Below are 26,013 nucleotides of genomic sequence, written 5' to 3' on the forward strand. Positions count from 1 at the left end.
AATCAATTGAACACCCACTCGGCACCGACTGTTGCGGCCGGACCGGCACGGCTCATGCCCACGCCACCCGTGACGCTCCAGCCATTGTTTTCGGCCGTCCGGCGGAAGCTCACGCCCACCGCGCTCTCGCCCTTGAAGGTGCCGTAGCCGATGCGCATCACCGTCTTGCCCGGCAGTGACTGGCCGGGCATCTGCACGGCCATCGCGGCGGCCACGCCGGCATACGCATTGCGACCCACCCTGTTGATCTCGCCGCCGAGGGCATTGGCGCGTGCATCGGTGTATGCATTGGCCCCTGCGATGCCGCTGTTGAGCTGGTTCACGTTGACCGCGTCGGTGCCTGCCACGCCGGGCGCCACGTTGTGCACCGTGACCGGACCGGTCGCGTTGCTGCCGCCCATCGACACGGTGTTGTAGTTGATGGAGCCATCCGGGTTGGTGTCGTACTTGACCGCCGACCGGTCGACCACCGCTACCTGGCCCTGCACCCCCCTGAGCTGCGAGACGTTGACCGCATCGCTGTCGGCCGAACCCGCGGCCACGCCGGTGATCTGGCGGAACTGCCCGGTGGCCGCATTGCCAACCGACACGGCCGCCAGCGTGCTGGTGGTCGCGCCGATGGCGATGCGCTGCGAATCCGTCGCGGTGGGCGGCACATAGCCTGCCACGCCCGCGGCGGTGGAGGCCACCGACCCCGCGCCCAACGCCACGCCGCCGGCCTGCGTCACGTTGGTGCCCGCACCGAGCGCGACACCCTGAACAGCCGCCGCCGAAGCCTGTGTACCCAAGGCGATGGAGTCGGCCAGGTGCGAGGTCGCTCCCTGGCCGATCGCGATGCCGCCCGGCGCGCTCTGCTGCACCACGGCGCCATTGCCGATGCCCACGCCGTTGTTGCCGTTGACCACGGTCTGCGGTCCCACCGCCACGGACTCCGCCCCGATGGCGAGCGAGTCGGCTGCGGTGGAGTTGGCGTGGAAGTACTGGATCGGCGTGACCGCGAAAGACTGCAGCGCGCCGCTGAGTTGGCGCACCGTGACCGCGTCCTGCGCCTGCGTGCCGTCGGCGACGTTGGTGATCTGGCGGTAGGTAGTGGCGCTGCCGACCGAGAGGGCGCCCAGCAGCGTGCGGTCGGTGGTGTTGTAGTTGATCAATGAACTGCCCGCCGGAATGCTGCCGGTGGAAGGCGCGACGGCCCGGTCGGAGACGGAGCCCGAGCCGAGTGCAACGGAGCCGGCGACGGTTGCACTGGCGTCCTTGCCCGAGGCGATGGCGTCGGCACCTGTGGCACCGAGGTTGTCTTCGTTGCCACCACCGACGGAGTTGACGCTGTAGTACTTGGTCTTGCTGCCGGCCACCACGGTGTTCAGCTGGTTCAGGTTGACAGCGTCCGTGGCGGCCGTGCCGGCTGCCACGTTCGTGATCTGCGTGCCGCCGGCATTGATGCCGGTGGTGGTTACGCTCGGGCCACCCACGATGGTCAGGCCGGCGTTGTCGATCCTGGTGTTGCCTGTGGTCACGGAGTTGAAAGTCGGATCTGCCACCACATCGACCCTGATCTGGTTGCCCGTGCGCGTGACGGTCGTGTTGCTGCCGTTGGCAAAGTCTGCCGTTGCGCCTGGCGCAATGTTTTGCGGCGTTGCCTCGCCATTGGCACTCAGGTTCCAGCCCTTGTTGGCCGTCGTCGTCGCCGCATCGATTGCCTGATTGGTCTGGTACAGCTGGCTGCCGTTGATCGCATCGGTGCTGGTCGCAGAGAGCCGGCCCGCCGCCACGTTGGTGATGGTGCGCTCGGCGCCCACGCTGCCCACGCTGACCGTGCCCACAGGCGTGATGCCCTGGAAGTTGTAAGTCGTGCCGTTGATCGTCGTGCTGGGCGTGCCGACGGCTGTCGCCGTGGCCGAGCCCGCACCCAGCGCCACGCTGTTGGCCGTGCTGGCCGTGGCGCCCAGGCCCATGGCTACGCTGGAGGCACCTGCGGCCGTTGCGCCCTTGCCCGACGCGATGGCGTCGGCGCCGGTCGCGCCGAGGTTGTCCTCGTTGCCGCCACCGATGGAGTTGACGCTGTAGTACTTGGTCTTGCTACCGGCCACCACGGTGTTCAGCTGGGTCAGGTTGACAGCATCCGTGGCGGCCGTGCCGGCTGCCACGTTCGTGATCTGCGTGCCACCGGCATTGATGCCGGTGGTGGTTACGCTCGGGCCACCCACGATGGTCAGGCCGGTGTTGTCGATCCTGGTGTTGCCTGTGGTCACGGAGTTGAAAGTCGGATCTGCCACCACATCGACCCGGATCTGGTTGCCCGCGCGCGTGACGGTCGTGTTGCTGCCGTTGGCAAAGTCTGCCGTTGCGCCTGGCGCAATGTTTTGCGGCGTCGCCTCGCCATTGGCACTCAGGTTCCAGCCCTTGTTGGCCGTCGTCGTCACCGCATTGAGCTGGCTGCCGTTGACCGCATCGGTCGAGGTCGCCGAAACCACACCGGGTGCCACGTTGGTGATGACGTTGTTGCCCATGTTCACCGTGGTGCCAGGGTTCACCGTCAGGCTGCCGCCGATGGTCGTGCCGCCGGTCAGCGTGGTCGGGCCGGTGGCCGTCAGGCCCCCGGTGGTCACGCTGGTGAAGGTCGGCGTCGCCGAGGTCGCGATCTGCACCTCTGCACCGTTTTGCGTGATGGCAATGTTGTTGCCTGCCGTGTAGGTGGCCGTGCCGCCCGGGGCAATGTTCTGCGACGTGCTGCCCGTCACCGTGCCGGTGCCGGTGGCCGCCGTCGTGACGTTCCAGCCCTTGTTGGCCGTCGTGCCCACCGCATCGATCGCCTGGTTGGTCTGGTACAGCTGGCTGCCGTTCACCGCATCGGTGCTGGTGGCATTGAGCTGCCCTGCCGCCACGTTGGTGATCTGCCGCTCGTTGCCCGCGCTGCCCACGCTCACCACCCCCGTTGGCGCAGCGCCCGCGAAGGTGTAGGGCGTGCCGCCGATGGTGGCACCCGGCGTGGCAACCGCCGTGCCCGTGGTGCTGGCGTTGCCCAGCGCCACGCTGTTGGTCGTGGTGGCGCTTGCGCCGGTGCCGATGGCCACGCTGGTGTTGCCCGCGGCCGATGCGCCGGAGCCGACAGCGGTGCTGTCGGTGCCCGTGGAGACGGGCGCCACGTAGGTCGTGGGCGAGCCGATGATCCACTTGTTGCCTGCCGCCGTGACCTGGCTCACGTTCGCCGCGTCGGTCGGGTTGGTGCCCGCCGCCACATTGGTGATGACGTTGTTGCCCATGTTCACCGTGGTGCCCGGGTTCACCGTCAGGCTGCCGCCGATGGTGGTGCCGCCGCTGAGCGTAGTCGGACCGGTGGCCGTCAGGCTGTTGGTAGTCACGCTGGTGAAGGTCGGCGTGGCCGAGGTCGCAATCTGCACCTCGGCACCGTTCTGCGTGATGGCGATGTTGTTGCCCGCGGTGTAGGTTGCCGTGGCGCCCGGTGCAATGTTCTGCACGGTGGTGCCCGTCACCGTGCCGGTGCCGGTGGCGGCCGTGGTGGCGTTCCAGCCCTTGTTGGCCGTCGTGCTCACTGCGGTCAACTGGTTGACGTTCACCCCGTCGGTGCCAGCCACGCCAGGTGCCACGTTGGTGATCACTGTGTTGCCGGCGTTGATTCCCGTGCTGGTCACGCTCGGGCCGCCGGTGATGGTCAGGCCGTTGGTGTTCAGCGTGCTGTTGCCCGTGGTCACGCTGGTGAACACCGGCGTGTCCGTCATCTGCAACTGCACCTCGTTGCCGACCACGGCGGTGCGCAGGTTGGCACCGCTGTAGGTACCAGCCGTGCTGCCCACGCCGGTGATGGCCAGGGTCTCGCCCAGCTTTCTGTCCACCGTGCCGGTGTTGCCGGTGAAGGTCAGTGGCGTGTTGGACAGCGTGGTGATCTGACCCACGTTCGCCGCGTCGGTCGGGTTGCTGCCAGCCGCCACATTGGTGACGACGTTGCCGCCCATGTTCACCGTGGTACCCGGGTTCACCGTCAGGCTGCCGCCGATGGTGGTACCGCCGCTGAGCGTCGTCGGGCCGGTGGCCGTCAGGCTGTTGGTAGTCACGCTGGTGAAGGTCGGCGTCGCCGAGGTGGCAATCTGCACTTCGGCACCGTTTTGCGTGATGGCAATGTTGTTGCCCGCGGTATAGGTCGCCGTGGCGCCCGGGGCAATGTTCTGCACCGTGGTGCCAGTGGCGGTGCCGGTGCCGGTGGCTGCCGTGGTGACGTTCCAGCCTGCGTTGGCGACAGCGCTCACCGCGTTCAGCTGGTTCACGTTCGTCGCATCGGTGCCGGCCACGCCGGGCGCCACATTGGTGATGACGGTGTTGCCGGCATTGATGCCCGTGCTGGTCACGCTCGGGCCGCCGGTGATGGTCAGGCCAGCGTTGTTGATCGTGGTGTTGCCCGTGGTCACGCTGGTCGCAACCAGATCTGGGTTGGTGGCAATGGTCAGGTTGGTGCCGCTCTGCGTGATCGCAATGTTGTTGCCCGCCGTCGTCGTCACCAGCGCGCCAGGCGCCACGTTGGCCGTGCTGGTGCCAGTCACCGTGCCGGTGCCTGTGGCCGCCGTCGTCGTGTTCCAGCCCTTGTTGGCCGTCACGGATACCACATCGATCGCGCTGTTGGTCGCGAACAGCTGGCTGCCGTTGATGGCATCCGTGCTAGTGCCGCTGATGCGGCCTGCCGCCACGTTGGTGATGGTGCGCTCGGCGCCAACCGCCCCCACGCTCACCGTGCTGGCCGGGTTGGTGCCTTGGAAGACATAGGGCGTGCCCGCAATGGTCACGCCGGGCGTGCCCACGGCCGCTGCCGTGACCGAGCCCGAGCCCAGCGCCACGGCGCCCGCGTTGCTGGCCACAGCCGTGTCGCCCAAAGCCAGGCTGCCCGTACCCGTAGCCGTCGCGGCGTTGCCCAAGGCCACCGTGCCAGCACCTGTTGCGCTGGAAAGATTGCCGATTGCGATGGCCGGCCCTGTGCCCGGCCCTGTGCCCGGCACTCCGGTGGCTATCGCACCCGAGCCCAGTGCGACGTCGCGCGCTTCATTGGCGATTGCCCCGTCGCCGACAGCCGTTGAACCAAGGCCGGCAGCGATCGTGTTGTCGCCGAGCGCGGTCGACCAGTCGCCAGAGGCCGTCGAGTTTGTCCCTACCGCGGTCGAAACAAAGCCCGTCGCATCCGTACTCCAGCCAATTGCGGTCGCCCCTTGCTTGGTGGCGGAAGAATTGAGGCCAATGGCAGCAGAGAACTTACCGCTGGCGACCGCCACATTGCCCATTGCCACCGAGGACTCGCCCGATGCACTGACATTGAGGCCAGCCGCTACCGCACCGTCACCCGTCGCGCCATCGTTGAGGTAGTTGCCTTGCTGCGGAGCCGGATTGTCCCTGACGCTGAAGTAGTGCGTCTGCACCGCCGCAGTTGCCGTGTTGAGCTGGGTCAGGTTGACCGCGTCGGTCGCGTTGAGACCCGCCGCCACGTTGGTGATGACGTTGTTGCCCATGTTCACCGTGGTGCCCGGGTTCACCGTTAGGCTGCCGCCGATGGTGGTGCCACCGCTGAGCGTCGTCGGGCCGGTGGCTGTCAGGTTGGTGGTGGTCACGCTGGCGAAGGTCGGCGTGGCCGAGGTCGCGATCTGCACCTCGGCACCGTTCTGCGTGATGGCAATGTTGTTGCCCGCCGTGTAGGTGGCGGTGGCGCCCGGCGCAATGTTCTTCGACGTACTGCCGCTCACCGTGCCGCTGCCCGTCGCCGCCGTCGTCACGTTGAAGCCCTTGTTGGCGACGGCGCTCACCGCGTCGATGGCGCCGTTGGTCGCGAACAGCTGGCTGCCGTTGATCGCGTCGGTGCTGGTGCCGCTGATCCGGCCTGCCGCCACGTTGGTGATGGTGCGTTCGGCGCCCGCCGAGCCGACGCTGACGGTGCTGGCAGGTGCCGCGCCGGCGAAGGTGTAGGCGGTGCCACCGATCGTCGCGCCGGCCGTTCCCACAGCGGCCGCCGTGGTGGAGCCCGAGCCCAGTGCCACATCGCCCGCGTTGGTTGCCTGCGCGCCCGATCCGATGGCGATGGCGGAGGTCCCGCTCGCCACTGAAAGGCCTCCAACGGCAAAAGAGTCTTTCCCGGAGGCATCCGCGAAAGTACCCAGCGCGACCGCGTTGTCCCCCGAAGCGCTGGAGAACGAGCCCACAGCCGTTGCCTGTGTGCCGCTCGCGGCCGCGGTATTGCCGATGGCCACGCTGGAGCCCCCGCTGGCGCCCGCGCTGGTCCCCAGGGCCACGGCGTTGCCGGCCGTAGCCTGCGCACCGAAGCCAAGCGCGGTCGCGGCGCCCGCAGTGGCATTGGCCTGCTCGCCTAGGGCAACAGCGCTACTCCCGGAGGCGGTCGCGTTGAGGCCGATGGCGGTGGCGGCGGTCCCGCTCGCCACTGAAAGGCCTCCAACGGCAAAAGAGTCTTTCCCGGAGGCATCGGCGAAAGTACCCAGCGCGACCGCGTTGTCCCCCGAAGCGCTGGAGAACGAGCCCACAGCCGTTGCCGTGAGGCCGCTCGCGGTCGTGGTATTGCCGATGGCCACGCTGGAGCCCCCGCTGGCGCCCGCGCTGGTCCCCAGGGCCACGGCGTTGCCGGCCGTCGCCTGCGCACTCGAGCCAAGCGCGATCGCGGTGGTCGCGCTGGCCGTGGCCGCGCTGCCGATGGCCACGCCATTGGTGGCCGCCGCCGTTGTGCTGGCACCCACGCCAGCCGCTATGGAGTTGACGCCCACCGCTCCGTTGTTGGTGTAGTTCGCCTGCTGCGTGCCGCCGTCGTTCACGCTGTAGTAATGGGTGGGCGTGCTGGCCGCGATGGCCTGCACCGCCTGGTTGGTGGCGTAGAGCTGCGAGCCGTTGATGGCATCCGTGCTGGTCGCGCTGATGCGACCCGCCGCCACGTTGGTGATGGTGCGCTCGGAACCCACCGCGCCCACGCTGACCGTGCTGGCTGGCGTGGCGCCCGCGAAGGTGTAGGCGGTGCCACCGATCGTCGCGCCGGCCGTACCGACTGCGGCGGCCGTCTTCGAGCCTGCGCCCAGGGCCACTGCGCCCGCGTCGCTCGCCACGGCGCCTGAGCCCAGCGCCAAGGCATTGCTGGCGCTGGAACTGGCGGTGTCGCCCAAGGCGACGCCACCGGCGACAGTCGCCGACGAGGCATTGCCGAGGGCCACCGAGCCCTGGCCGGTCGCCGTGTTGCTGTTGCCGATGCCGACTGCGCCCTGGCCGGTCACGGTGTTGTGATAGCCGATGCCCACTGCACCTTGCGCCGCCGTCCCGGCAACACTGACCGCCTGACCGCCGCCGCCGACCATGTTGGTGTTGCCCAGGGACACCGCGCCATCGCCCGTTGCCGTGGCGTCCAGGCCTTGAGCGAGAGCGCCGTTGCCTGTTGCGGTGCTGGGGTCGCCGATGGCCACTGCGCCGTTGCCGCTGGCGACGTTGCCCGAGCCGATCGATACGGCGCGGCCGCCGGTGGCGACGGCGTTGGTGCCGATCGCAACCGCTTCGGCCGAATCGGCCCGCGCATTGCTGCCGACCGCGATGGTGTTCAAGGCCGAGGCGGTCGCCAGGCGGCCCATTGCGATCGCTTCGGTCTGGGTCGCGGACGACTCTCCGCCGATGGCGATGGCGTTGGTGCCCGCCGCGTTGGCGCCCGCGGTCGTGTTGCCGCCCAGCGCCACAGAACCGGTGCCCGAGGCGCGCACGGCGGTCGCGGCGCTGGTTCCGCCGGAGCCGAGCGCGGTGGCATTGTCGGCAGCCGCGTTGGCCCGGGTACCGACCGCTACGGCATCCAGGCCGGTTGCCCGGCTTACGATCCCCATCGCGACAGCGCGATCCTGCGATGCCGTCACATCCGTGCCAATGGCGACGGCGCCCACCGCAGTGGCGCCCGTTCCTGCAAGCGTGCGCGCGCCAAGATTGATGGAATTTATCTTGGAGGCGATCGACCCGAAGCCAATCGCAATGGCATTCAGGGCGCTCGCGTTGGCGCTGCTGCCTTGCGCGATGGCATCCGTTACGGAAGCGATTGCCTGGGAGCCGATCGCGATTGCCCTGTCCGCGCTCGCATTCGCGTTCAGGCCGATCGACGTCGTCGCGTTGCTCGCGACGCCGATGCCTGCGTTGGTGCCGATGGCGATGTTGTCGTTGCCGCTGACCAGGCTGCCTGCCGCAGCTTTCAAGGTGGCATCGTAAGCAACCGTACCGTCGCCTGTGCCGAAGGCGACGTTGCGCGTTCCCGTGACGCCCGAACCCGCACCCCGCATCACGCTCGCAGTGCCTCCCCCCAGGGCGGTGTTCAGCGCGCCGCTGACCAGCGTTCCGGCGGCAACACCCACAGCGACCGAACCAGTATTGGCGATCGTCGAGCCCGCACCGGCACCCTGGCCGACCGAAACTGTGCTGTCCCCGATTGCGAGCGCTGACGTTCCGAGCGCCAGCGAACTATTCCCTAGTGCCCGAGCGAGGGCGCCGACGGCGGTGGCTGATGCGTTGGTTGCCTGGGCTTGGATGCCAACGGCAACGGCAGCATTTCCACTGGCGGTCACGTCTGTGCCGATTGCAATGGCGCTCTGGGCCAATGCACCTGTCCCGGCGGCGGTGCGCGCACCCAGGTAAAGGGCGTTGGTCGCAGAGGCAAGGGCTTGGTAGCCGAGAGTCGTGGCATTCAGCCCCGTACTGAAGGCGTTAAAACCTATCGCAGTGGCTCCGCCAAAAGTCGCTTGGGACTGAAAACCCACGCACGTCGAGCTGCCGTTGTAGAAGTTGTAGGGCGCCGCATTGCAGTTCACCTGCGCCTGTGCCCAAGAGCCCCATCCCAAACCGCCCATCGCCAGCAGCGCAGTCAGAACCCCCCTGCGCAGGCGCCCCGCCGGGACGGATGCAAGCACTCCGCCTGTGGCGGCAAGCGCCACGCGACTGGCGCCGCGCTTTCCGCGAGCGCAGGTGATCTCCGATGCCGCAACCCAGGCGCCAATGGATTCATTCCAAAGCGAGCGATAAGTTCTGTTCATGTGCCCCGTCCATCCATTTAAAGCAAATTACTTAATGGCCTTAAGACCATTTCGGCGCATGAAACCGTTCCTCTTGCCCAAGGCGGCGCCGATCTCTTATTTCCAAATTTGTAAAACATTGGTAGTACAAATGTGCGGCAGACTTAACATCAAAACCGGGATAAATAATGGCGGTCACATGGCGTAACAAAAACTCAAACATTGTCAAATCAGCGAATTGACGGAACTTGCGGGAATTGAGCTGCAGCCCAGCGCCTTCGGATGGGCGCACATGTCTATCGAATTGACTATGTTTAACAATGTGAGGCACGCGATCGTGCGAAATTACTCAGTTCGCGGGAACTTCCGGATCGTGAGGAAAAAGGGCCGCGTCGTGGCGATCACCTCACGCGTTGCAACAAAGCAACAGCGTATCGATGCGCTGCAACGACGTATTCAGATGGAGAGGATCTGAGGGCGGCTATATGCACTCATGCGGTGCAAAAAACCCTGGATTGGTGCGGTTTCGGCGTATTTCCAGTATCGATGCCGGGCATTGATACAAACCATGCTCAACGGCGTTTGAAACCCGTCACCATGGCCGCTCATTTGACAATTGTTGACATTCGTCTGGCGCGCGAAGAACCGATTGTTACTAGACTCGGGGTCGACCCATCTACTACACGCCCGCATTGCCGTTTGGCTGGCCAGCAGCGAAATTTCATGCGAATTGCAGCACTTGATGACGATATCGACCAGCTCGATTTAACCAAAAGTACTCTAAAGGCGATGGGACACCATTGCCATACGTTTACGAATGGCGCCGCATTGCTGAATGAATTGCGGCGCGAGTCTTTCGATTTACTGTTGCTCGATTGGGAGCTGCCCGACATGAGCGGGCTGGACATCGTGCGCTGGGTCCGAAGCAACGTGCATGACCACGTGCCGATCCTTTTCGTGACCAACAGGCGCGGCGAGCGCGATGTGGTGGAAGGGCTCGAGGTGGGTGCGGATGACTTCATGAGCAAGCCGATTCGCGTGTCGGAACTGACTGCACGCGTGCGGGCGTTGCTGCGCCGCGCGTACTTCGAACCCAAGGCGGTCGAAGAATGCTGGGGGCGCTACCGGTTCTTGCCGGCCCAGACCAGTCTGGATGTCGACGGCAAGCCGGTGCCGTTGACGCAGAAGGAATTCGACTTGGCGCTGTTCCTGTTCCGCAACCTGGGCCGCCTGGTGTCGCGGCGCCACCTGCTGGAAGGGATGTGGAAGGCCAACAACCCGCTGGGTTCGGAATTGATGTCGCGTTCACTCGACACGCATGTGTCGCGGGTGAGAATCGCGCTGGGCTTGCGGCCCGAAAACGGCTACCGGTTGTGCGCGGTTTACGGTCAGGGCTATCGCCTCGAAGCCGTGCAGAACCTCGAGACCTGCGAGAACTGATCCCCTTCGACCGGGTTCGTCTCTCTGTTCATGCGAGCTTTCCAGACTCTACGGGCCGGCGTGCCCTTGAGCAGGTGCGTACGCCACCGACTCGCGCGCAGGCTTGAGTGGATTGTCGTCGCGGCCATTGCCCTGGCGCTGGTCGTCGGCATGGATGTGTCCGGCATGTTGCGCCAGCCCAACCGTCTGGTGCAGGACGCGATCGTGGCAGCGCAGGGCCGGGATGTGCGCGACAGCGACGTGGTCATCGTCGCCATCGACGAGAAAAGCATGGCCGCGCTCGGGCGCTGGCCCTGGCGCCGGAAGCTGCATGCTCAGTTGATCGACCGAATCACGCAGGATGGGCCGCGCGCTATTGGCCTTGACCTTCTGCTGACGGAAGAAGACATACAACACCCCGACGACGACGCCGCACTGGCGTCTGCGCTGGAGCGAAGCGGCAAGGTGGTGTTGCCGATGATGATGCACAACCATGGCGGCAGCCCGATGACGATGGCGCCCACCGTGTCGCTCGCTGCCGCTGCGAATCGCCTGGGCTTCGACCACCTGTCGGTGGACAACGACGGCATCGCGCGCAACGTGTACTTGCGCGAAGGCCCGCGCGGTGCCCAGCAAGATCACTTCAGCCTCGCGATGCTCCGCATCGGGGAACCGGATCGTTCTATTGCGGATGTTCCCGGCAATCCGGACGACGAGAAACTGATCCCTACCCCGCCCTCCAGCGAATGGCTCGATTGGCGGCGCTCGCACAAGATGGTGCTGCCTTTCGCGGGCCCCAGTGGCCATTTCCCGCGGATCTCGTACGTCGATGCGCTCAAGGGCGAAGTGCCGGCCGGCACGTTCCGGGGCAAGTACGTTCTGGTGGGTACCACGGCCGCAGGGCTGGGCAGCCAGTACGCGACGCCGGTCGCGAGCCAGGAGCAACTGATGCCGGGCATCGAGATCACGGCCAACGTGCTCGACAGTCTGTTGCGCCGCTATGAGGTGACACCGACGCCGACGTGGCTGAACGCGGGCCTGAACGCACTGGTGGTGTTGCTGGCATTGATTGGCATGACCTTGGTCGGGCCCCTGGCGGCGCTGCTGCTCACTGGCGCGCTGGCCCTGTGGCTGTGGCTGGCCACCTTCGTCGGCGGCGCGATGCTGCACCAGCAGTTTGCGCCGCTAGCGGGAATGCTGGGCCTGGGCATCGCGTATGCGCTATGGGGCTGGGGAAGGTTGAGCGCAGCCTCGCGCTACCTGATCGAGGCCTCGACCCATTTGCGTGCGAGTGCCAACCTGGGTCAGGCGCCCTCGGGTGGGAAACGTTCCTCGGGGGATTTTCTGGACCGGCGCATCAAGGCACTGGAGAAGACCACCTGGCAACTGCGCGACCTGCACCGGTTTGTGAGCGACAGCCTGGACAACCTGCCCGATGCGACGCTGGTGTGCGACCGGTCGGGCAAGTTGTTGCTGGCCAATGCCGCCGCAACACGCTACTTCAATGTGCCGGGCGGCGATTGGTCAGGCGATGCATCGGTGGTCGATCTGATGCGCTACGTGCGCTCGAATGACGACCATCATCAACTTGTCGTTACGCCGGAGTCGCTGGCCCAGGCCCCTGCTTCACGTGCAACAGCCGCACGGGACATTCCGGGCCGCGACCTGCTGGTCAAGCAGGCGCCTTCGTTCAGCGCCGACGGGCAGCATACGGGCTGGATCGTGAGCATCGTCGACGTCACCGAAATGCGCGAGCTCCAGCGCCAGCGGGACGATGCCATGCACTTTCTCAGCCACGACATTCGTGCGCCACATACATCCATCCTCACGCTGCTGGCGCTCGATCGGCATGATCCAACGGCGATGACGCCGCAGCAATTCCATGACCGGATCGAACGGCATGCGCGCAAGGCGCTGGCGTTGTCGGATGGCTTCATTCAATTGGCGCGGGCCCGGTCTCAACACTATCGCTTCGAGCCCTGCTGCCTGGCGGACATGCTGCGCGAATGCATCGACGATGCGTGGGAAACGCGCCAGCGCAACAAGATCGAGGTGACGCTTGCGCCCGGGCCGCAGGAAGCGCTGAGCCATGTGGATCGCGAGCTGGTGGGCCGCGCGCTCGACAACCTGCTGGGCAACGCACTCAAATACGCGCCCGAGGGTTCCACGGTCACCTGCGCCGTCGAGCCGCATGCCGATGGCTGGGCCCTCCGGGTGGAGGATGAAGGGCCGGGCATCGCGGAGGATCAGCAAGCCGCGGTTTTCGAGCCCTTCCTGAAAGGCGCCTCGATGACTCGCACCGATGGCGCCGGGCTTGGCCTGGCCTTCGTCAAAACGGTTGCCGTGCGCCACGGCGGCAAGGTTTTGCTTGAAAGCACGGCCGGACGAGGCGCCACGTTTCAGCTCGTTCTGCCACGAGACATCGTGGCCGACGCGTGCTAGCCACAGGCATAAATGTTGCTGTAACAAAACCTCACATATCCTGCTCGATCATGCATTCCCAAGACAACGAAAACAGCACGCGACTGGCCCGCCGTACCTTCTGCATGGGCGCGGTGAGCTTGGCAGCGTTGGGAGCCGCAGGTTGCGGGGGCAATGGCGGCGGCGGCGTTGACGGATTCGGGAGCCCAAGCGCGCTCGGCGCCACGCAGGGTGCGGCGGCTTCGTCTGGCGGGGCAGTCGCGACAGGCGCTTCTACCGAAATCGTTGCATCGACCGAACCCGTTGCGAGTTCAACGACGCAAGCGCGCAAGTTCACGCACCCCGGCCTGCTGCACAGCGAGGCTGATTTCGAGCGCATGCGCGTGAAAGTGGGCGCCGGCGCGCAGCCCTGGCTGAGCGGCTGGACCGCATTGACATCCAACGGCCGCGCGCAGCTCGGCGCCAGCCCGCGTCCGCTGGCCACCGTGATCCGCGGCGGCGACGACTCGAACTTCGCCCAGATGTACATCGACATCGCGCGCGCCTACCAACTGGCGCTGCGCTGGAAAGTCTCGCAAGACACGCGCTACGCCGACCTGGCGGTGGTGTTCCTGAACGCGTGGTCTTCCACGCTGACTGCCATCAACGGCAATGCGGACCGCTTCCTGGCGGCGGGCATCTATGGCTACCAGTTCGCCAATGCGGCCGAGATCATGCGCTCCTACACCGGCTGGGCGGCAGGCGATCTGGCGCGCTTCCAGAACATGATGCTGACCGTGTTCTACCCGCTCAACCACAGCTTCCTGGTCAACCACAACGGCTCGGTCATCACCAACTACTGGGCCAACTGGGACCAGTGCGCGCTGGCCTCGATGCTGGCCATCGGCGTGCTGTGCGACCGGCAGGACATCTATGACGAGGCGCTCGGCTACTACAAGACCGGCCAGGGCAACGGCGCGGGCCTGCAGGCGGTCTATCACGTGCATCCCGGTTACCTCGGCCAATGGCAGGAGAGCGGGCGCGACCAGGGGCATTGCACGCTCGGCATCGGTCTCGCGGGCGCGTTCTGCGAAATGGCATGGAACCAGGGCGACGACGTCTACGGCTACGAAAACAACCGCTTTCTGGCCGGCGCCGAGTACGTGGCGAAGTCCAACCTTCTAGATGGCTCCGGCGCCTTTTACACGGTGCCCTTCTTCACCAACATCAACAGGCAGGGCACGCAGTCGGTGCTGTCTAGCGCCGGCCAGGGCCACCGGCGTGGGATCTGGGAGAGCGTGCACAACCACTATGCCAATCGCCTCGGCATCGCGACGCCCTACACCGCCCTGCAAGTCGCGCAAATGCGCCCCGAGGGGGACGGCGGCAACGGCGACCAGCTGGGCTTCGGCACGCTGACTTTCACGCGTGATCCGCTCGCAACGCCTTTGCGCCCGAGCAGCCTCACGGCGCGGCTGCGCGGGCCGCAGGTGTTGCTGTCGTGGTGGGGCTGCACCGACGCACTGAGCTACACGGTCAAGCGTGGCGACAACGCGGGCGGCCCCTACGCCACGCTCGTCGCCGGTATCACCGACACGCTGACTTTCACGGACAGCACCGCCGTTGCCGGTGCCGTGTACTACTACGCGGTCGTCGGCGTGAACGCGGCAGGCGAGAGCGCGCCCTCGACCGAAGCGAGGGTGGCGATCAAACCCGAGCTGCTGCTGCAGAAGAAGACCGACGACGGCGGCAACGGCCACGCCACGCTCGCGACCGGTCTGGCAAAGGATCTTGCCGACTTCACGATCGCAGCCCGCGTGTTCCTGGACAGCGCCGCCACATGGTCGCGCGTGTTCGACTTCGGCTCCGGCCCGCGCCGCTACATGATGCTGACGCCGCGCAGCAATGCCGGCACGGTCCGCTATGCGATCTCCACGGTCCACGGCTACAACGAGCAGGTGATCGACGGCAACGCGGCACTGCCTACCGGCCGCTGGGTGCATGTGGCGGTGACCTTGTCGGACAGCCTCGGCACGCTGTACGTCGACGGCATCGCGGTCGGCACCAACACGCAGATGACACTGGCGCCCTTCCATCTCGGCGAGACCACGCAGAACTGGCTCGGGCGCTCCCAGTTCGCGGCGGATCCGACACTGCCGGGGCGGCTGGACGACTTCCGGCTCTACAGCGGCGCGCTGAGCGCGGCGGAGATCGCGGCACTGGTCTAGGCAGGCAGAGACCCATCTGCCGACTCGAGCTGCCCGAGCGTGCCGGGAAAAGCCAAAAAACCTGTACAGCCGCCAGGCCGTACAGGTTCATGATCTTGAAGGGAGGGGGCGCTGCGAAACGCTCCCCTCGATCGCTAGCGGGTCGGGGCTTTACCGATCCCCGCTCACCTCGATCTCCACGCGACGATTGGGCTGCAGGCAAGCCACCAGTGCGGGCGTCTTCGCGGCGCCTGGACATTGCGCGAGCGGCTGTCGCTCGCCCGTGCCTGCGGTACGGATCACCCCCTTTGGAACCCCTCCTTGCGCCAGCAAATCAGCTACGGTATTGGCACGAGCGAGCGAGAGCTTCTCGTTGTAGCTTTCGGAGCCCAGCCGGTCGGTATGGCCCGTCACCGCGACGTAGTTCAGCTTGCGGAAACTGCGCTTGATCTCCGCGGCCAGCTGCTCGATCTTCGCGCGCCCTGCGGGCTGCAGGTCGGCAAGGGAGCCACCATCGAAGCGGAACAGCCCGTCGGCGCCCAGCGTCACCTTCTGCGCCGGCGCAGGTGCAGGCGACGGCGTGACCACTGCCGGAATCGGCTTGACCTGCGGCGGATCAACCAGCATCGCGCAATCGGGCTCCTTCCAATACATGCCGTTGGTCAGCATGTCGCGGTTGAAGCGCACCATGTACTGGCAGGTGGTGAACTCCGGGCCCTTGCCGGTGTGAAAGTGGAAGAAGTAGTTCCACTCGCGCACTCCGGCGATGCCCTCGCTGAAGTGAGGCGATCCGAGCAGCGCGCGCACCTCGTCCTTGCCCATACCGGTACGCATGGTGCGCAGCGCCTCGGTACTCGGGAACGCGCCCTCCTTCCACTTCACGGCGTCGCGCTTGGGAAAATCCTCCGCACGGGGCGGCGGCGAATCTTCCTTGATCATTCCGGCCTGCGGCGCGACCGCCGCCGAGCCGGCACAGCCGCCGAGCGTGAGCAAAAAAGCAGCCACGACCGCCAGCGGCACGAACTGCAGCATCGGCACGAGGGGTTTTGCCCGCTGTTGAATCATTTTTTTCAAGATCGAAACTCCGCGAATTGGTTGAACGTGCGCCCGGCGCCCCCCGAAGGGGAAGCTTTCGAGCGCGGGGAACGATGTCGGCTCCGCAGGCGAGCCAGGCGCGCCTTGGGCCGACACGGCAGCGGCGAGGCTGCGGCGAGTGAAGTGCATGGTGCTTTGCATGATTTCTCCAGGCGCCCCATCAATCCCAAACACCCGAAATCCCCGCTCGCACCGCAACGCCGCCTGCCGGACTCACCGAGGCACCGCCCGTGACACTCCAGCGGCCGTTGTCCGACGTGCGCCGCAACGAAACGCCGACGGCACTCTGGGACTGGTAGTAGCCCAGCCCTGCGGCATAGGTCAGCTTGCCCGGGATGTACGGCGCGCTTTCCATTGCCATCGCCGACGCAACCCCCGCATACGACTTCTTGGCCACGTCGTTGATGCTGGTCTGCAAGCCGTTGACTCGCGAGTCGGTATAGGCAGTGGCCGCGGCGACACCGCTGTTCAACTGGTTCACGTTGACCGCGTCGGTGCCCTTCACCCCAGGTGCCACGTTCGAGATCACCGTACCGTTGGGCGCCTGGCCATTCCCCAGAGTGACCTGGTTGTAGTTGACGCTGCCATCCGGATTGGTGGCGTACTGCACCGAAGCAGCACTGGCCGCCTGCAACTGCCGCAGATTCACCGCGTCGGTGGCCTGCGTGCCGCCGGCCACGTTGGTGATCTGGCGCTCGTTGCCTGCACTGCCGACCGACACCGCCGCCTGCGCGTTGACCGACACGCCGGTGTACGCCTCGGTGACCGTGCCCGCAGCCCTGTTGGCGACGGATCCGGTTCCCAGCGCGACACCACCGGTTTGCTGGACGATGGCGCCGTAGCCGATCGCAGTGCCTCGCGAGATCGTCGGTGCGGCACTCAGCGGCGTACCGCCTGCGTCGGCGAAGTCGCCGACCGCCGTGCCCCCGCCCCCGGCGCGGGAGCTGGCGCCGAGGGCCACGGAACCCGTGGCAAGCGCACCGGTACCGATGGCAACGGCGTTCGTTCCGGTCGCCTGGGCGCCAAGGCCCACGGCGATCGCGCTGTCACCACTTGCCACTGCGTTCGGCCCGATCGCGACCGAGTTGGCACCGCTCGCGATCGAATCCGGCAGGGTCGAGTTGGCGTGGAAGTACCTGGTGCCCTGCGTGTAGACACCGGTCAACGCATCGCCCACGTTGTTCACGGTGCTGACCGTGCCGTTGGCATTGTTGATGGTGTACGAAGGAGCCGTCCAGGTGCCCGTCGTCGGGTTGTAGGAAGCGCCGCCACCCAATGCTGCGGCTGCGCCAGTCCCGACGCTGTCCAGGTTGCTGTTGGTGGTGCTCAGGCCGGTGGACAGCGAAGCAACGCCGGTCGAGAGACTGCTGATCCCGGTCGAGGTCGACGTCGAGAGCGAAGTCAGGCCCGTGGACAAACTGGCGATGCCACTGGTTGCCGTGCTCAGACCCGTGGAGGTCGAAGTCGACAGACTGGCGAGATTGCTGTCGGTCGTGCTCAGGCCCGTGGACAGGCTGGCGATGCCGCTGGTCGCCGTGCTCAGACCCGTGGAGGTCGAAGTCGACAGGCTGGCAACCGTGCTGTCAGTCGTGCTCAAGCCGGTCGACAGGCTGCTGATGCCGGTCGAAGTCGAAGTCGACAGACTGGCAAGATTGCTGTCGGTCGTGCTCAGGCCCGTTGACAGGCTGCTGATGCCGGTCGAGGTCGAGGTCGACAGGCTGGCAACGGTGCTATCGGTCGTGCTCAGGCCCGTCGACAAGCTGGCGATGCCGCTGGTTGCCGTGCTCAGACCCGTGGAGGTCGAAGTCGACAGGCTTGCAACGGTGCTGTCCGTCGTGCTCAGGCCAGTCGACAGGCTGGCGATGCCGCTAGTGGCAGTGCTCAGGCCGGTCGAGGTCGAGGTCGACAGGCTCGCCACAGTGCTGTCGGTTGTGCTCAGGCCCGTGGACAGACTGGCGATGCCGCTCGTTGCCGTGCTCAGACCCGTGGAGGTCGAAGTCGACAGGCTGGCAACAGTGCTGTCGGTCGTGCTCAAGCCGGTCGACAGGCTGGCGACGCCGCTGGTGGCTGTGCTCAAGCCAGTCGACAGGCTGTTGATGCCGGTCGAGGTCGAGGTCGACAGGCTTGCAACAGTGCTGTCAGTCGTGCTCAGGCCGGTCGACAGGCTCGCGATGCCACTGGTGGCTGTGCTCAAGCCAGTCGACAGGCTGCTGATGCCGGTCGAGGTCGAGGTCGACAGGCTGGCCACGGTGCTGTCGGTCGTGCTCAGGCCCGTCGACAAGCTGGCGATGCCGCTGGTTGTCGTGCTCAGACCCGTGGAGGTCGAAGTCGACAGGCTTGCAACAGTGCTGTCCGTCGTGCTCAAGCCGGTCGACAGGCTGCCGATGCCGGTCGAGGTCGAGGTCGACAAGCTGGCCACGGTGCTGTCGGTCGTGCTCAGGCCGGTCGACAGGCTGGCGATGCCGCTGGTTGTCGTGCTCAGACCCGTGGAGGTCGAAGTCGACAGGCTTGCAACCGTGCTGTCAGTCGTGCTCAAGCCGGTCGACAGGCTGCTGATGCCGGTCGAGGTCGAAGTCGACAGGCTGGCGACGCTGCTGGTTGCCGTGCTCAGGCCGGTGGAAGTCGAAGTCGACAGGCTTGCAACGGTGCTGTCCGTGGTGCTCAAGCTCGTCGATAGGCTCGCGATGCCGGTTGAGGTCGAGGTCGACAAGCTGGCGATGCCGCTGGTTGCGGTGCTCAGACCCGTGGATGTCGAAGTCGACAGGCTGGCCACGGTGCTGTCCGTCGTGCTCAGGCCTGTGGACAGGCTGCTGATGCCGGTTGAGGTCGAAGTCGACAGGCTGGCGATGCTGCTGGTCGCAGTGCTCAGACCGGTGGACGTCGAGGTCGACAAGCTGGCAACGGTGCTGTCGGTGGTGCTCAAGCCAGTCGACAGGCTCGCGATGCCGCTGGTTGCCGTGCTCAGGCCGGTGGAGGTCGAAGTCGACAGGCTCGCAACGGTGCTGTCGGTCGTGCTCAACGCAGTCGACAGACTCGAGAGACCGCTCGTCGACGAACTCACCGTGGTGGACAGGCTTGCAACGGTGCTGTCGGTGGTGCTGAGGCCGGTCGAAAGCGAAGTGATGCCGGTCGAGGCCGAAGTCGACAGCGACGTCAACTGGCTGAAGTTCACCGCGTCCGTGGGATTCACGCCCGCGGCGACATTGGTAAGGACCACTGGCGTTGTTGCACCCACGCCGCCCAGCGTCACAGACGTGTGGCCTGCGTTGTCATACATGACCGCATTGGAAAGACCCGTCGACAGCGAAGCAATGCCGGTCGACGTCGAAGTCGACAACGAGGTCACGGTGCTGTTGGTCGTGCTCAGGCCCGTCGACAGGCTGGTGATGCCGCTGGTCGCCGTGCTCAAGCCCGTGGACGTCGAGGTCGACAAGCTGGCCACGGTGCTGTCGGTCGTGCTCAAGCCGGTCGAGAGCGAACTGGCCGTGGTCGAGGTCGAAGTCGACAAAGAGGCCAGGTTGCTGCCGGTGGTCGACAAACCGGTCGACAGCGATGCAATTGCACTGCCTGACGTACTCAATCCTGTTGACAGCGAAGTGATGCCCGTGGACGTTGAAGTCGAGAGCGTCTCGATCGCCGTGTTGGTGGCAAAGAGCTGGCTGCCGTTGATCGCGTCGGTGCTGGTGCCGTTGATCCGGCCTGCTGCCACGTTGGTGATGGTGCGTTCGGCGCCCGCCGAGCCGACGCTGACGGTGCTGGCAGGTGCCGCGCCGGCGAAGGTGTAGGCGGTGCCACCGATCGTCGCGCCGGCCGTTCCCACAGCGGCCGCCGTGGTGGAGCCCGAGCCCAGTGCCACATCGCCCGCGTTGGTTGCCTGCGCGCCCGATCCGATGGCGATGGCGGAGGTCCCGCTCGCCACCGAAAGGCCTCCAACGGCAAAAGAGTCTTTCCCGGAGGCATCCGCGAAAGTACCCAGCGCGACCGCGTTGTCCCCCGAAGCGCTGGAGAACGAGCCCACAGCCGTTGCCTGCGTGCCGCTCGCGGCCGCCGTATTGCCGATGGCCACGCTGGAGCCCCCGCTGGCGCCCGCGTTGGTCCCCAGGGCCGTGGCGTTGCCGGCCGTAGCCTGCGCACTCGAGCCAAGCGCGATCGCAGTGGTCGCGCTGGCCGTGGCCGCGCTGCCGATGGCCACGCCATCGGTGGCCGCCGCCGTGGTGCTGGCACCCACGCCAACCGCAATGGAGTTTTTGCCCGCCGCCCCGTCGTTGGCGAAGTTGGCGCCTGTCGTGCCGCCGTCGTTCACACTGACATAGTGCGTGGCGCTGGCTGTCAGGCTGTTGATGGCGCTGTTGGTCGCGAAGAGTTGCGAGCCATTGACTGCGTCGGTGCTGGTGCCGCTGAGCTGGCCTGCCGCCACGTTGGTGATGGTGCGTTCGGCGCCCGCCGAGCCGACGCTGACGGTGCTGGCAGGTGCCGCGCCGGCGAAGGTGTAGGCTTTGCCATTGATCGTCGCGCCGGCCGTTCCCACAGCGGCCGCCGTGGTGGAGCCCGAGCCCAGCGCCACATCGCCTGCGCTGGCCGCGGCAGTAGCCCCGTCGCCGATGGCTACGTTGCCCGCAATGCCCGCTGCCCCGGCCGTGCTGCCGTTACCCAGAGCCACTGAGCCCTGGCCGATGGCCTTGTTGTTGTTACCGATGGCGACCGCGCCATTGGCCATGTTGGCCGCAGTGGCGGTGGCCGTGCCGTCGCTGTTGGCGATGTTGTCGGCACCACCGGTGAAGGCGCCCGTACCGCTCGAAAAGCTCGGGTCACCAATCGACACGGCACCATTGCCATAGGCGGTATTGCGCGAACCGATGGATACGGACTTGCCGCCATTAGCCTGCGCGTGCGCACCGATGGCTACAGATTCCAGTGAGGAAGCAACTGAGTTGTCGCCGACGGCAACGGACGAAACACCAGTGGCTCTTGCGCTAACGCCAAAGGCAGCGCTATTGCCGCCAGTTGCCGTAGCCCCAGTGCCGAAGGCGGAATCGTTCCCGCCGGCTGCCCTGGCAGAAGCACCAATCGCGGTGGAGCTGACACCGCCGGCAATGGCGGTGTGGCCGATTGCGACGCTATCCGTGTTTGCATCCACGCCGGAGCCGATCCCGACCGCATAGTTTCCGTTCACCGTTAGGGTCCTGCCAATGGCAACGGTGTCCTGGCCAATTGCCCTAGCCTGATAGCCGAGCGCGATACCCGTCTGGCCACCCGAGTAGCTCTGATCGCCGATGGCGATGCCAGAGTTGCTGTCCACTCTCGCAAGGTGTCCGATCGCCACCGAATCGTTGAAGGCCGCAGTAGCAAAGAAACCTACCGCAACAGACTCCACGCCGAGGGCGCTGGCGTTCGACCCGACTGCCGTTGCATTGTCCGCACTCGCCCTCGTTTGCGTACCGATGGCATTTGCGTTGATGCCGCCGCGTGCAACGGCGTTGTACCCGATGGCAAGTCCTTGCTCACTGTCAGGCATCACAGTCGCAAAGGCACCGATGGCCGTCGCACGAAATGCCTGGGCCGTAGCAACCACACCCAACGCGGTTGCACTTTCGGCAGAAGCGCCTGCCAGGCACCCGATGGCGAGGGCAGAGGCCGGGTTGGCTGCAGCTTCGCAACCGGTGGTGACGTTGGTTTGGGTTCCGCCGCCAATGACGATGCTCGACGAATCGGCCATTGCATCGCGCGGAGCAAGCACGCCACCGCCAAGGAACATGCCCGCCGCAAGCACCGTAAGGGCGAAGCGCCCCGCCCCACCCCCAGCCGAAAGCCCAAGGCCCGAACCATCGCCGAGCGCGCCACCCTCCACGACGTTCACCGAAGAGCCGGCCTTCTTGCCAGCCGCCTTCGCCGTTTCCGGGGCGGCCACGAATGTGCCGAGCGTCGTGTTCCAAATTGATCGATATACCTTGTTCACCGTCTTCTCCTCTTGGGCTGTACCGTTAATCGGAGCGCCGGTGAACGCGTTTTCGCGCCTTCCCCATTGCCCACATCGCGCAACAAAAATGTCGGCATCATTGATGCGCGTAACACTTCGTCGACAGACGGAGCGGATGGTGAAGGGGCCCTCTCGGCGAGTGAGGAATTCGCGAGAATTGATCAGATTTGGACCGCAACAAGGGCCCTGAAGGCGGCACTACTTCACAGATTTCTCCCAGAAGCTGTGGTGCCTGTGCGCTGCGGGCTGGCCAGGAACTGGCCGCGCAGCGCTGATCTGTTTTCCTATAGCGCGGTGCGCTGCATCAGGCCGAGCAACAGGGTGTTGTAAGCCTCGGTGGCTGCGGCGTTGCCGGGGAGGTAGCGGCCGATCAGGCCGCGCTGGCGCTCCCGGTAGGCCTCGGCCTGGGCGTCGTGCGTGTCGATGGCCTCGAGCAGGCGGGCGCTGCCGCCGGCCACGTCGTTCCCCGGGTAGTAGTAGCCAAGATCCGCGCACAGGTGCGCGTTGTGTACCAGCGCATAGCCCTGCCAGCAGGTTTCCAGATAGAAGTAGTTGAGCGGGTTCTCCCACTGGTGCGAGACCACGATGTCGGTGTTCTGCGCCAGGAAGACGGGCGTTTCGTGCCGGCCGAGAAACACCGCCTTGTGGTCGCGGATGAGGTCGAGCTGGTTCATCAGCGTGATGAACTCCATGCTCTCCTTGGCGGGCCGTTCAGCGTTGGTAACCTGCAGCTGAGCGATGGCTTCAGGCCGCGTGCGGTAGGCCAACTCGGCAATGAAGACCGGGTAGAGGCAGAACTTGACGACGTTGATGTTGGGCTCCATCACGCTGAGCCGGCGGGGGCCGGCGTGCGGGTGGTAGATGCCGGCATGGGGCAGGTCGCGCGTGCGTTCGTCCAGAAACACCGGGCTCCAGACGAAAGGCACGGGGCGCGCCTCGGCCCGGCGCAGCACTTCGAAGTAGGGTTGGCTGATATTTGCCACCTGCGGAACCATCCAGATGTCGTCGTAGCGCCGGTTCACGAACAGGTTCTGCCCCCAGAGCGGCTTGTTGAACAGCATGGACTCCATGGCGCTCACGTATTCGCAGCCGCAGCAGTAAGACACGAGCCGCGTGCCGCGGCGCTTGAGATAGTCGGTCTGCTCCGGGCCGATCTGGCCGCCAAGCTCGATGAGAACGTCGACGCTGTCCTTGGCGCTCTCGAAAGGAACCGTGGGCCAGCGTGTCTGGTCCCAGGGCAGGGCCGGCGTGATCGGGATGGCCGTGGTGTTGACCAGTACCACCGAGGCCACGGCCGGGCAGTGCTTCAGGGCTTCCGCCAGGAACACGGCGTTTTGCTTGATGCCGTTGTTCCAGAGGGTTTCGGCTTCGTGGTGCAGGCCGATGGTGATTCCTACTCGGAGGCTTGTATTAGTCGCCATTGCCTTGATTGTTAAAAATAGTTAAACGTCGCAATGATTTTGGTCGCCCGCATCATAGGGTGTGGCCGCCCGCATCGATGGAAAGCAAAAGAAGGAAATAAGCCACAGCATCGGCCGCGGCCGGGTCGTTTTTTTTGGTACACCTTGAGCCCATGCGAATTGGTATTTCAATCCTTACTCACGCCGAGCAGAACATCTGGGAAAACGGGATGGGGCAGAACGTCCTGTTTCTGGCCCGGCTGCTGCAACGCATCGAGTTCGTCGAATCGGTAACGCTGATCGATGCCGGCGACCAGCCGAACATGCCGCCTCAGGTGGATCTGGCCGCCATGGGCCTGGCCTTCGGGCGGGCACACGAGCTGACCGATGCGCTGGACGTGGTCATCGAGATGGCGGGCGCGCTCGATGTGCAATGGCTCTCTTACTTCCGCGCGCGCGGCGGCCGCGTCGTTTTTCATTGCGTGGGCCAGCCTTTCGTGGCGCTGGCCGAGCCGATCGTGTTCACCGGCAAGGGCCACTTCAGCAAGCCCGACCGCTGCGACGAGGTGTGGCTGCTGCCCAAGGACGCGGTGTTCACGCCCATGATGCGCACCCTGCACCGCCGCCCGGTGTTCGAGGTGCCTTACCTGTGGTCGCCGTATTTCCTGGCCCAGCGCGCCGCGGAGGTCGAGGCCGCGGGCCATCGTTTCGGCTACACGCGACGCACGGCGGAGCAGCCGGGCTTCCGCGTGGCGATCTTCGAGCCCAACATCTCGGTGGTGAAGTCGAGCAGCGTGCCCATGCTGATCTGCGACGGAGCCTACCGCGCCAACCCGGCCGCCGTCACCTCCATGCAGGTGCTCAACACCCTGCACATCAAGGATCACCCGACCATGCTCTACCTGGCGAACTCGCTCGACATCGTGCGCCAGCACAAGGCGGTGTTCCATGGCCGGCACGACTTCGCGGGCTTCATGGTGCAGTTCGCCGACGCGGTGGTGTCGCACCAGTGGCAGAACGACCAGAACTACAGCTACCTCGATGCGCTCTACGGCAACTACCCGCTGGTGCACAACTCGCCCTGGCTGCGCGATGCGGGCTACTACTACCCCGACTTCGACATCGCCGCGGGCGCGGCGCAGTTGCTGCAAGCCGTGCGCGACCACGACCAGCAGCAGGGCGACTACCGCGCCCGCTCCTTGCGGGTTCTGGAGTCGGTCGACCCGCTCAACCCCGCGAACGTCGACGGCTATGCGCAGCGCCTGCTGCACCTGGTGGGTGGCAATGCCGCATTCCGGGCCGACGGCATGAGGGCGGCCGCATGAGCGGAGCGCAACAGAAAAAGACCGCCATGCCGGTGAAGCTGAAGGTCGGCGTTTCCATCTTCATCCGCAAGGGCGAGCAGAGCCTCTGGGAAAACGGCGTGTACCAGAACTGCCTGTTCCTCGTGATGCTGCTGCTGCGTTCGCCGCGCGTGGAAAGCGCCGTGCTGGTGGCCGGCGGCGGCGACGGCGGCCCTGCAGATGCCACCAACTTTCTCGCCGATTCGCCTGTGCCCGTCATCGACATGGCCACGGCCGCGCAAGAACTCGACCTCATGATCGAGATGAGCGCCCAGCTGGCCATGCCGTGGTCCGTGGCGTTCCGCGAGCGCGGCGGCAAGATCGTTTCGATGCGCGTGGGCAACGACTACGTGATCGACATCGAGCGCATGATCTTCGACAAGCCGAACGGCCTGCTGATCTCGGGCGCACCTTACGACGAGGTCTGGACGATCCCCGAGTACGAGGTGTCGTGCAAGCCCTACTTCGAGAGCACCTTCCGCGCGCCGGTGCGGCTCATGCCGCACCTCTGGAGCCCTATGGTGCTGGAGCGCGCGATGGCCCGCGCGCCGCAGAGCCCGCCCTTTGCCTACGAGCCCGGCCGCAAGCAGTGGCGCGTAGCCATCTTCGAGCCCAACATCTGCATGGTGAAGACCAGCTTCATCCCGATGCTCGGCTGCGAGGCGGCGCACCGCGCGCAGCCCCGGCTGATCGAGAAGGTTTGGGTCTACAACAGCTTCCACCTGAAGGACAAGCCGCTGTTCATTGGCTTCGCCCAGAGCCTGGATATCGTGCAGCACGGGCTGGCCACCTTCGAGGGGCGCTTTCCGATGTACCAGGTGATGCCGGGCAGGATCGACGCCGTGTTCGCGCACCATTGGGAGAACGCGCAGAACTATCTCTACTACGAGGCCTTGTACGGCGGCTACGCGCTGATCCACAACTCGCACCTCATCGGCGACTGCGGCTACCGCTACCACGGCTTCGACTGCGAGGACGGTGGCCGCGCCCTGCAGCGCGCCCTTGCCGAGCACGATGCCAACCTGCCGGCCTACCGCGAGCGCGCTCGCCGCTTCATCGCCACGCTCGACCCCGAGGGCGAGGACAACGTGCGCGCCTACACCGCCACCATCGAAAACCTTTACGCATAAGTACCGGGATGAGGCC

Annotated in this window: 9 protein-coding genes and 3 pseudogenes; 5 read left to right on the top strand and 7 right to left on the bottom strand. The window is 65.9% G+C overall.

Going from position 1 to position 26,013, the window contains the following annotated elements; translation table 11 throughout:
- Nucleotides 1-2: 2 nt before the first annotated feature.
- The 3 genes and pseudogenes from QTI05_RS27915 to QTI05_RS27820 all read right to left on the bottom strand — a co-directional run.
- Nucleotides 3-689 (bottom strand): YadA-like family protein, encoded by a 687-nt coding sequence (locus QTI05_RS27915; RefSeq protein ID WP_444812891.1) that lies wholly within the window; start codon nt 687-689, stop codon nt 3-5.
- Nucleotides 681-8,090, bottom strand: a pseudogene (locus QTI05_RS08305) (hypothetical protein); the annotation flags it as partial. The pseudogene QTI05_RS08305 and the gene QTI05_RS27915, both read right to left, overlap by 9 nt.
- Nucleotides 8,091-8,930: 840 nt before the next feature.
- Nucleotides 8,931-9,047 (bottom strand): annotated as a pseudogene (locus QTI05_RS27820) (ESPR domain-containing protein); the annotation flags it as partial.
- A gap of 477 nt (nt 9,048-9,524) precedes the next feature.
- Here QTI05_RS27820 and QTI05_RS08310 point away from each other — a divergent pair.
- The 3 genes from QTI05_RS08310 (at nt 9,525) to QTI05_RS08320 (ending at nt 15,073) form a co-directional block, all read left to right on the top strand.
- On the top strand, nt 9,525-10,466 hold the full coding sequence (locus QTI05_RS08310) for a response regulator transcription factor (RefSeq protein WP_353505945.1): 942 nt from the start codon (nt 9,525-9,527) through the stop codon (nt 10,464-10,466).
- A 165-nt stretch (nt 10,467-10,631) separates the two neighbouring features.
- Nucleotides 10,632-12,887, top strand: coding sequence for a CHASE2 domain-containing protein (locus QTI05_RS08315; protein ID WP_286624639.1), 2,256 nt, complete (start codon nt 10,632-10,634; stop codon nt 12,885-12,887).
- 50 nt (nt 12,888-12,937) lie between these two features.
- Complete coding sequence (locus tag QTI05_RS08320) at nt 12,938-15,073, top strand: LamG-like jellyroll fold domain-containing protein (RefSeq protein ID WP_286623859.1); 2,136 nt, start codon at nt 12,938-12,940, stop codon at nt 15,071-15,073.
- 150 nt (nt 15,074-15,223) lie between these two features.
- Here the strand turns inward: QTI05_RS08320 and QTI05_RS08325 are convergent, their stop codons facing one another.
- From QTI05_RS08325 to QTI05_RS08335, 4 genes and pseudogenes are all read right to left on the bottom strand, one after another.
- Nucleotides 15,224-16,117 (bottom strand): OmpA family protein, encoded by an 894-nt coding sequence (locus QTI05_RS08325; protein WP_286624641.1) that lies wholly within the window; start codon nt 16,115-16,117, stop codon nt 15,224-15,226.
- A 190-nt stretch (nt 16,118-16,307) separates the two neighbouring features.
- The gene (locus QTI05_RS27825; protein WP_353505954.1) at nt 16,308-17,744 is read right to left on the bottom strand and encodes a YadA family autotransporter adhesin; all 1,437 of its coding nucleotides are present in this window, start codon (nt 17,742-17,744) and stop codon (nt 16,308-16,310) included.
- A 1,551-nt stretch (nt 17,745-19,295) separates the two neighbouring features.
- Nucleotides 19,296-22,103 (bottom strand): annotated as a pseudogene (locus QTI05_RS27920) (ESPR-type extended signal peptide-containing protein); the annotation flags it as partial.
- A gap of 305 nt (nt 22,104-22,408) precedes the next feature.
- A complete protein-coding gene (locus QTI05_RS08335) occupies nt 22,409-23,545 on the bottom strand; it encodes a DUF2827 domain-containing protein (RefSeq protein WP_286540818.1) in 1,137 nt (378 codons plus the stop codon).
- 152 nt (nt 23,546-23,697) lie between these two features.
- Here QTI05_RS08335 and QTI05_RS08340 point away from each other — a divergent pair, with 152 nt between their 5' ends.
- Nucleotides 23,698-24,849 carry a DUF2827 family protein gene (locus QTI05_RS08340; RefSeq protein ID WP_286540817.1) on the top strand — a complete coding sequence of 384 codons (1,152 nt, stop codon included), beginning with the start codon at nt 23,698-23,700 and terminating at the stop codon, nt 24,847-24,849.
- Nucleotides 24,846-25,997 carry a DUF2827 domain-containing protein gene (locus QTI05_RS08345; RefSeq protein WP_286540816.1) on the top strand — a complete coding sequence of 384 codons (1,152 nt, stop codon included), beginning with the start codon at nt 24,846-24,848 and terminating at the stop codon, nt 25,995-25,997. The genes QTI05_RS08340 and QTI05_RS08345 overlap by 4 nt, the downstream gene beginning before the upstream one ends.
- Nucleotides 25,998-26,013: the final 16 nt, after the last annotated feature.

The organism is Variovorax fucosicus, from assembly GCF_030316825.1.
GTDB lineage: Bacteria > Pseudomonadota > Gammaproteobacteria > Burkholderiales > Burkholderiaceae_C > Variovorax > Variovorax fucosicus.

What these genes read in the sequence shown, in the direction of transcription:
- QTI05_RS08315 (WP_286624639.1), top strand. Translation starts at nt 10,632, where the DNA reads ATGTTGCGCCAGCCCAACCGTCTGGTGCAGGACGCGATCGTGGCAGCG.
- QTI05_RS08320 (WP_286623859.1), top strand. Translation starts at nt 12,938, where the DNA reads ATGCATTCCCAAGACAACGAAAACAGCACGCGACTGGCCCGCCGTACC.
- QTI05_RS08325 (WP_286624641.1), bottom strand. Translation starts at nt 16,117, where the DNA reads ATGATTCAACAGCGGGCAAAACCCCTCGTGCCGATGCTGCAGTTCGTG.
- QTI05_RS08335 (WP_286540818.1), bottom strand. Translation starts at nt 23,545, where the DNA reads ATGGCGACTAATACAAGCCTCCGAGTAGGAATCACCATCGGCCTGCAC.
- QTI05_RS08340 (WP_286540817.1), top strand. Translation starts at nt 23,698, where the DNA reads ATGCGAATTGGTATTTCAATCCTTACTCACGCCGAGCAGAACATCTGG.
- QTI05_RS08345 (WP_286540816.1), top strand. Translation starts at nt 24,846, where the DNA reads ATGAGCGGAGCGCAACAGAAAAAGACCGCCATGCCGGTGAAGCTGAAG.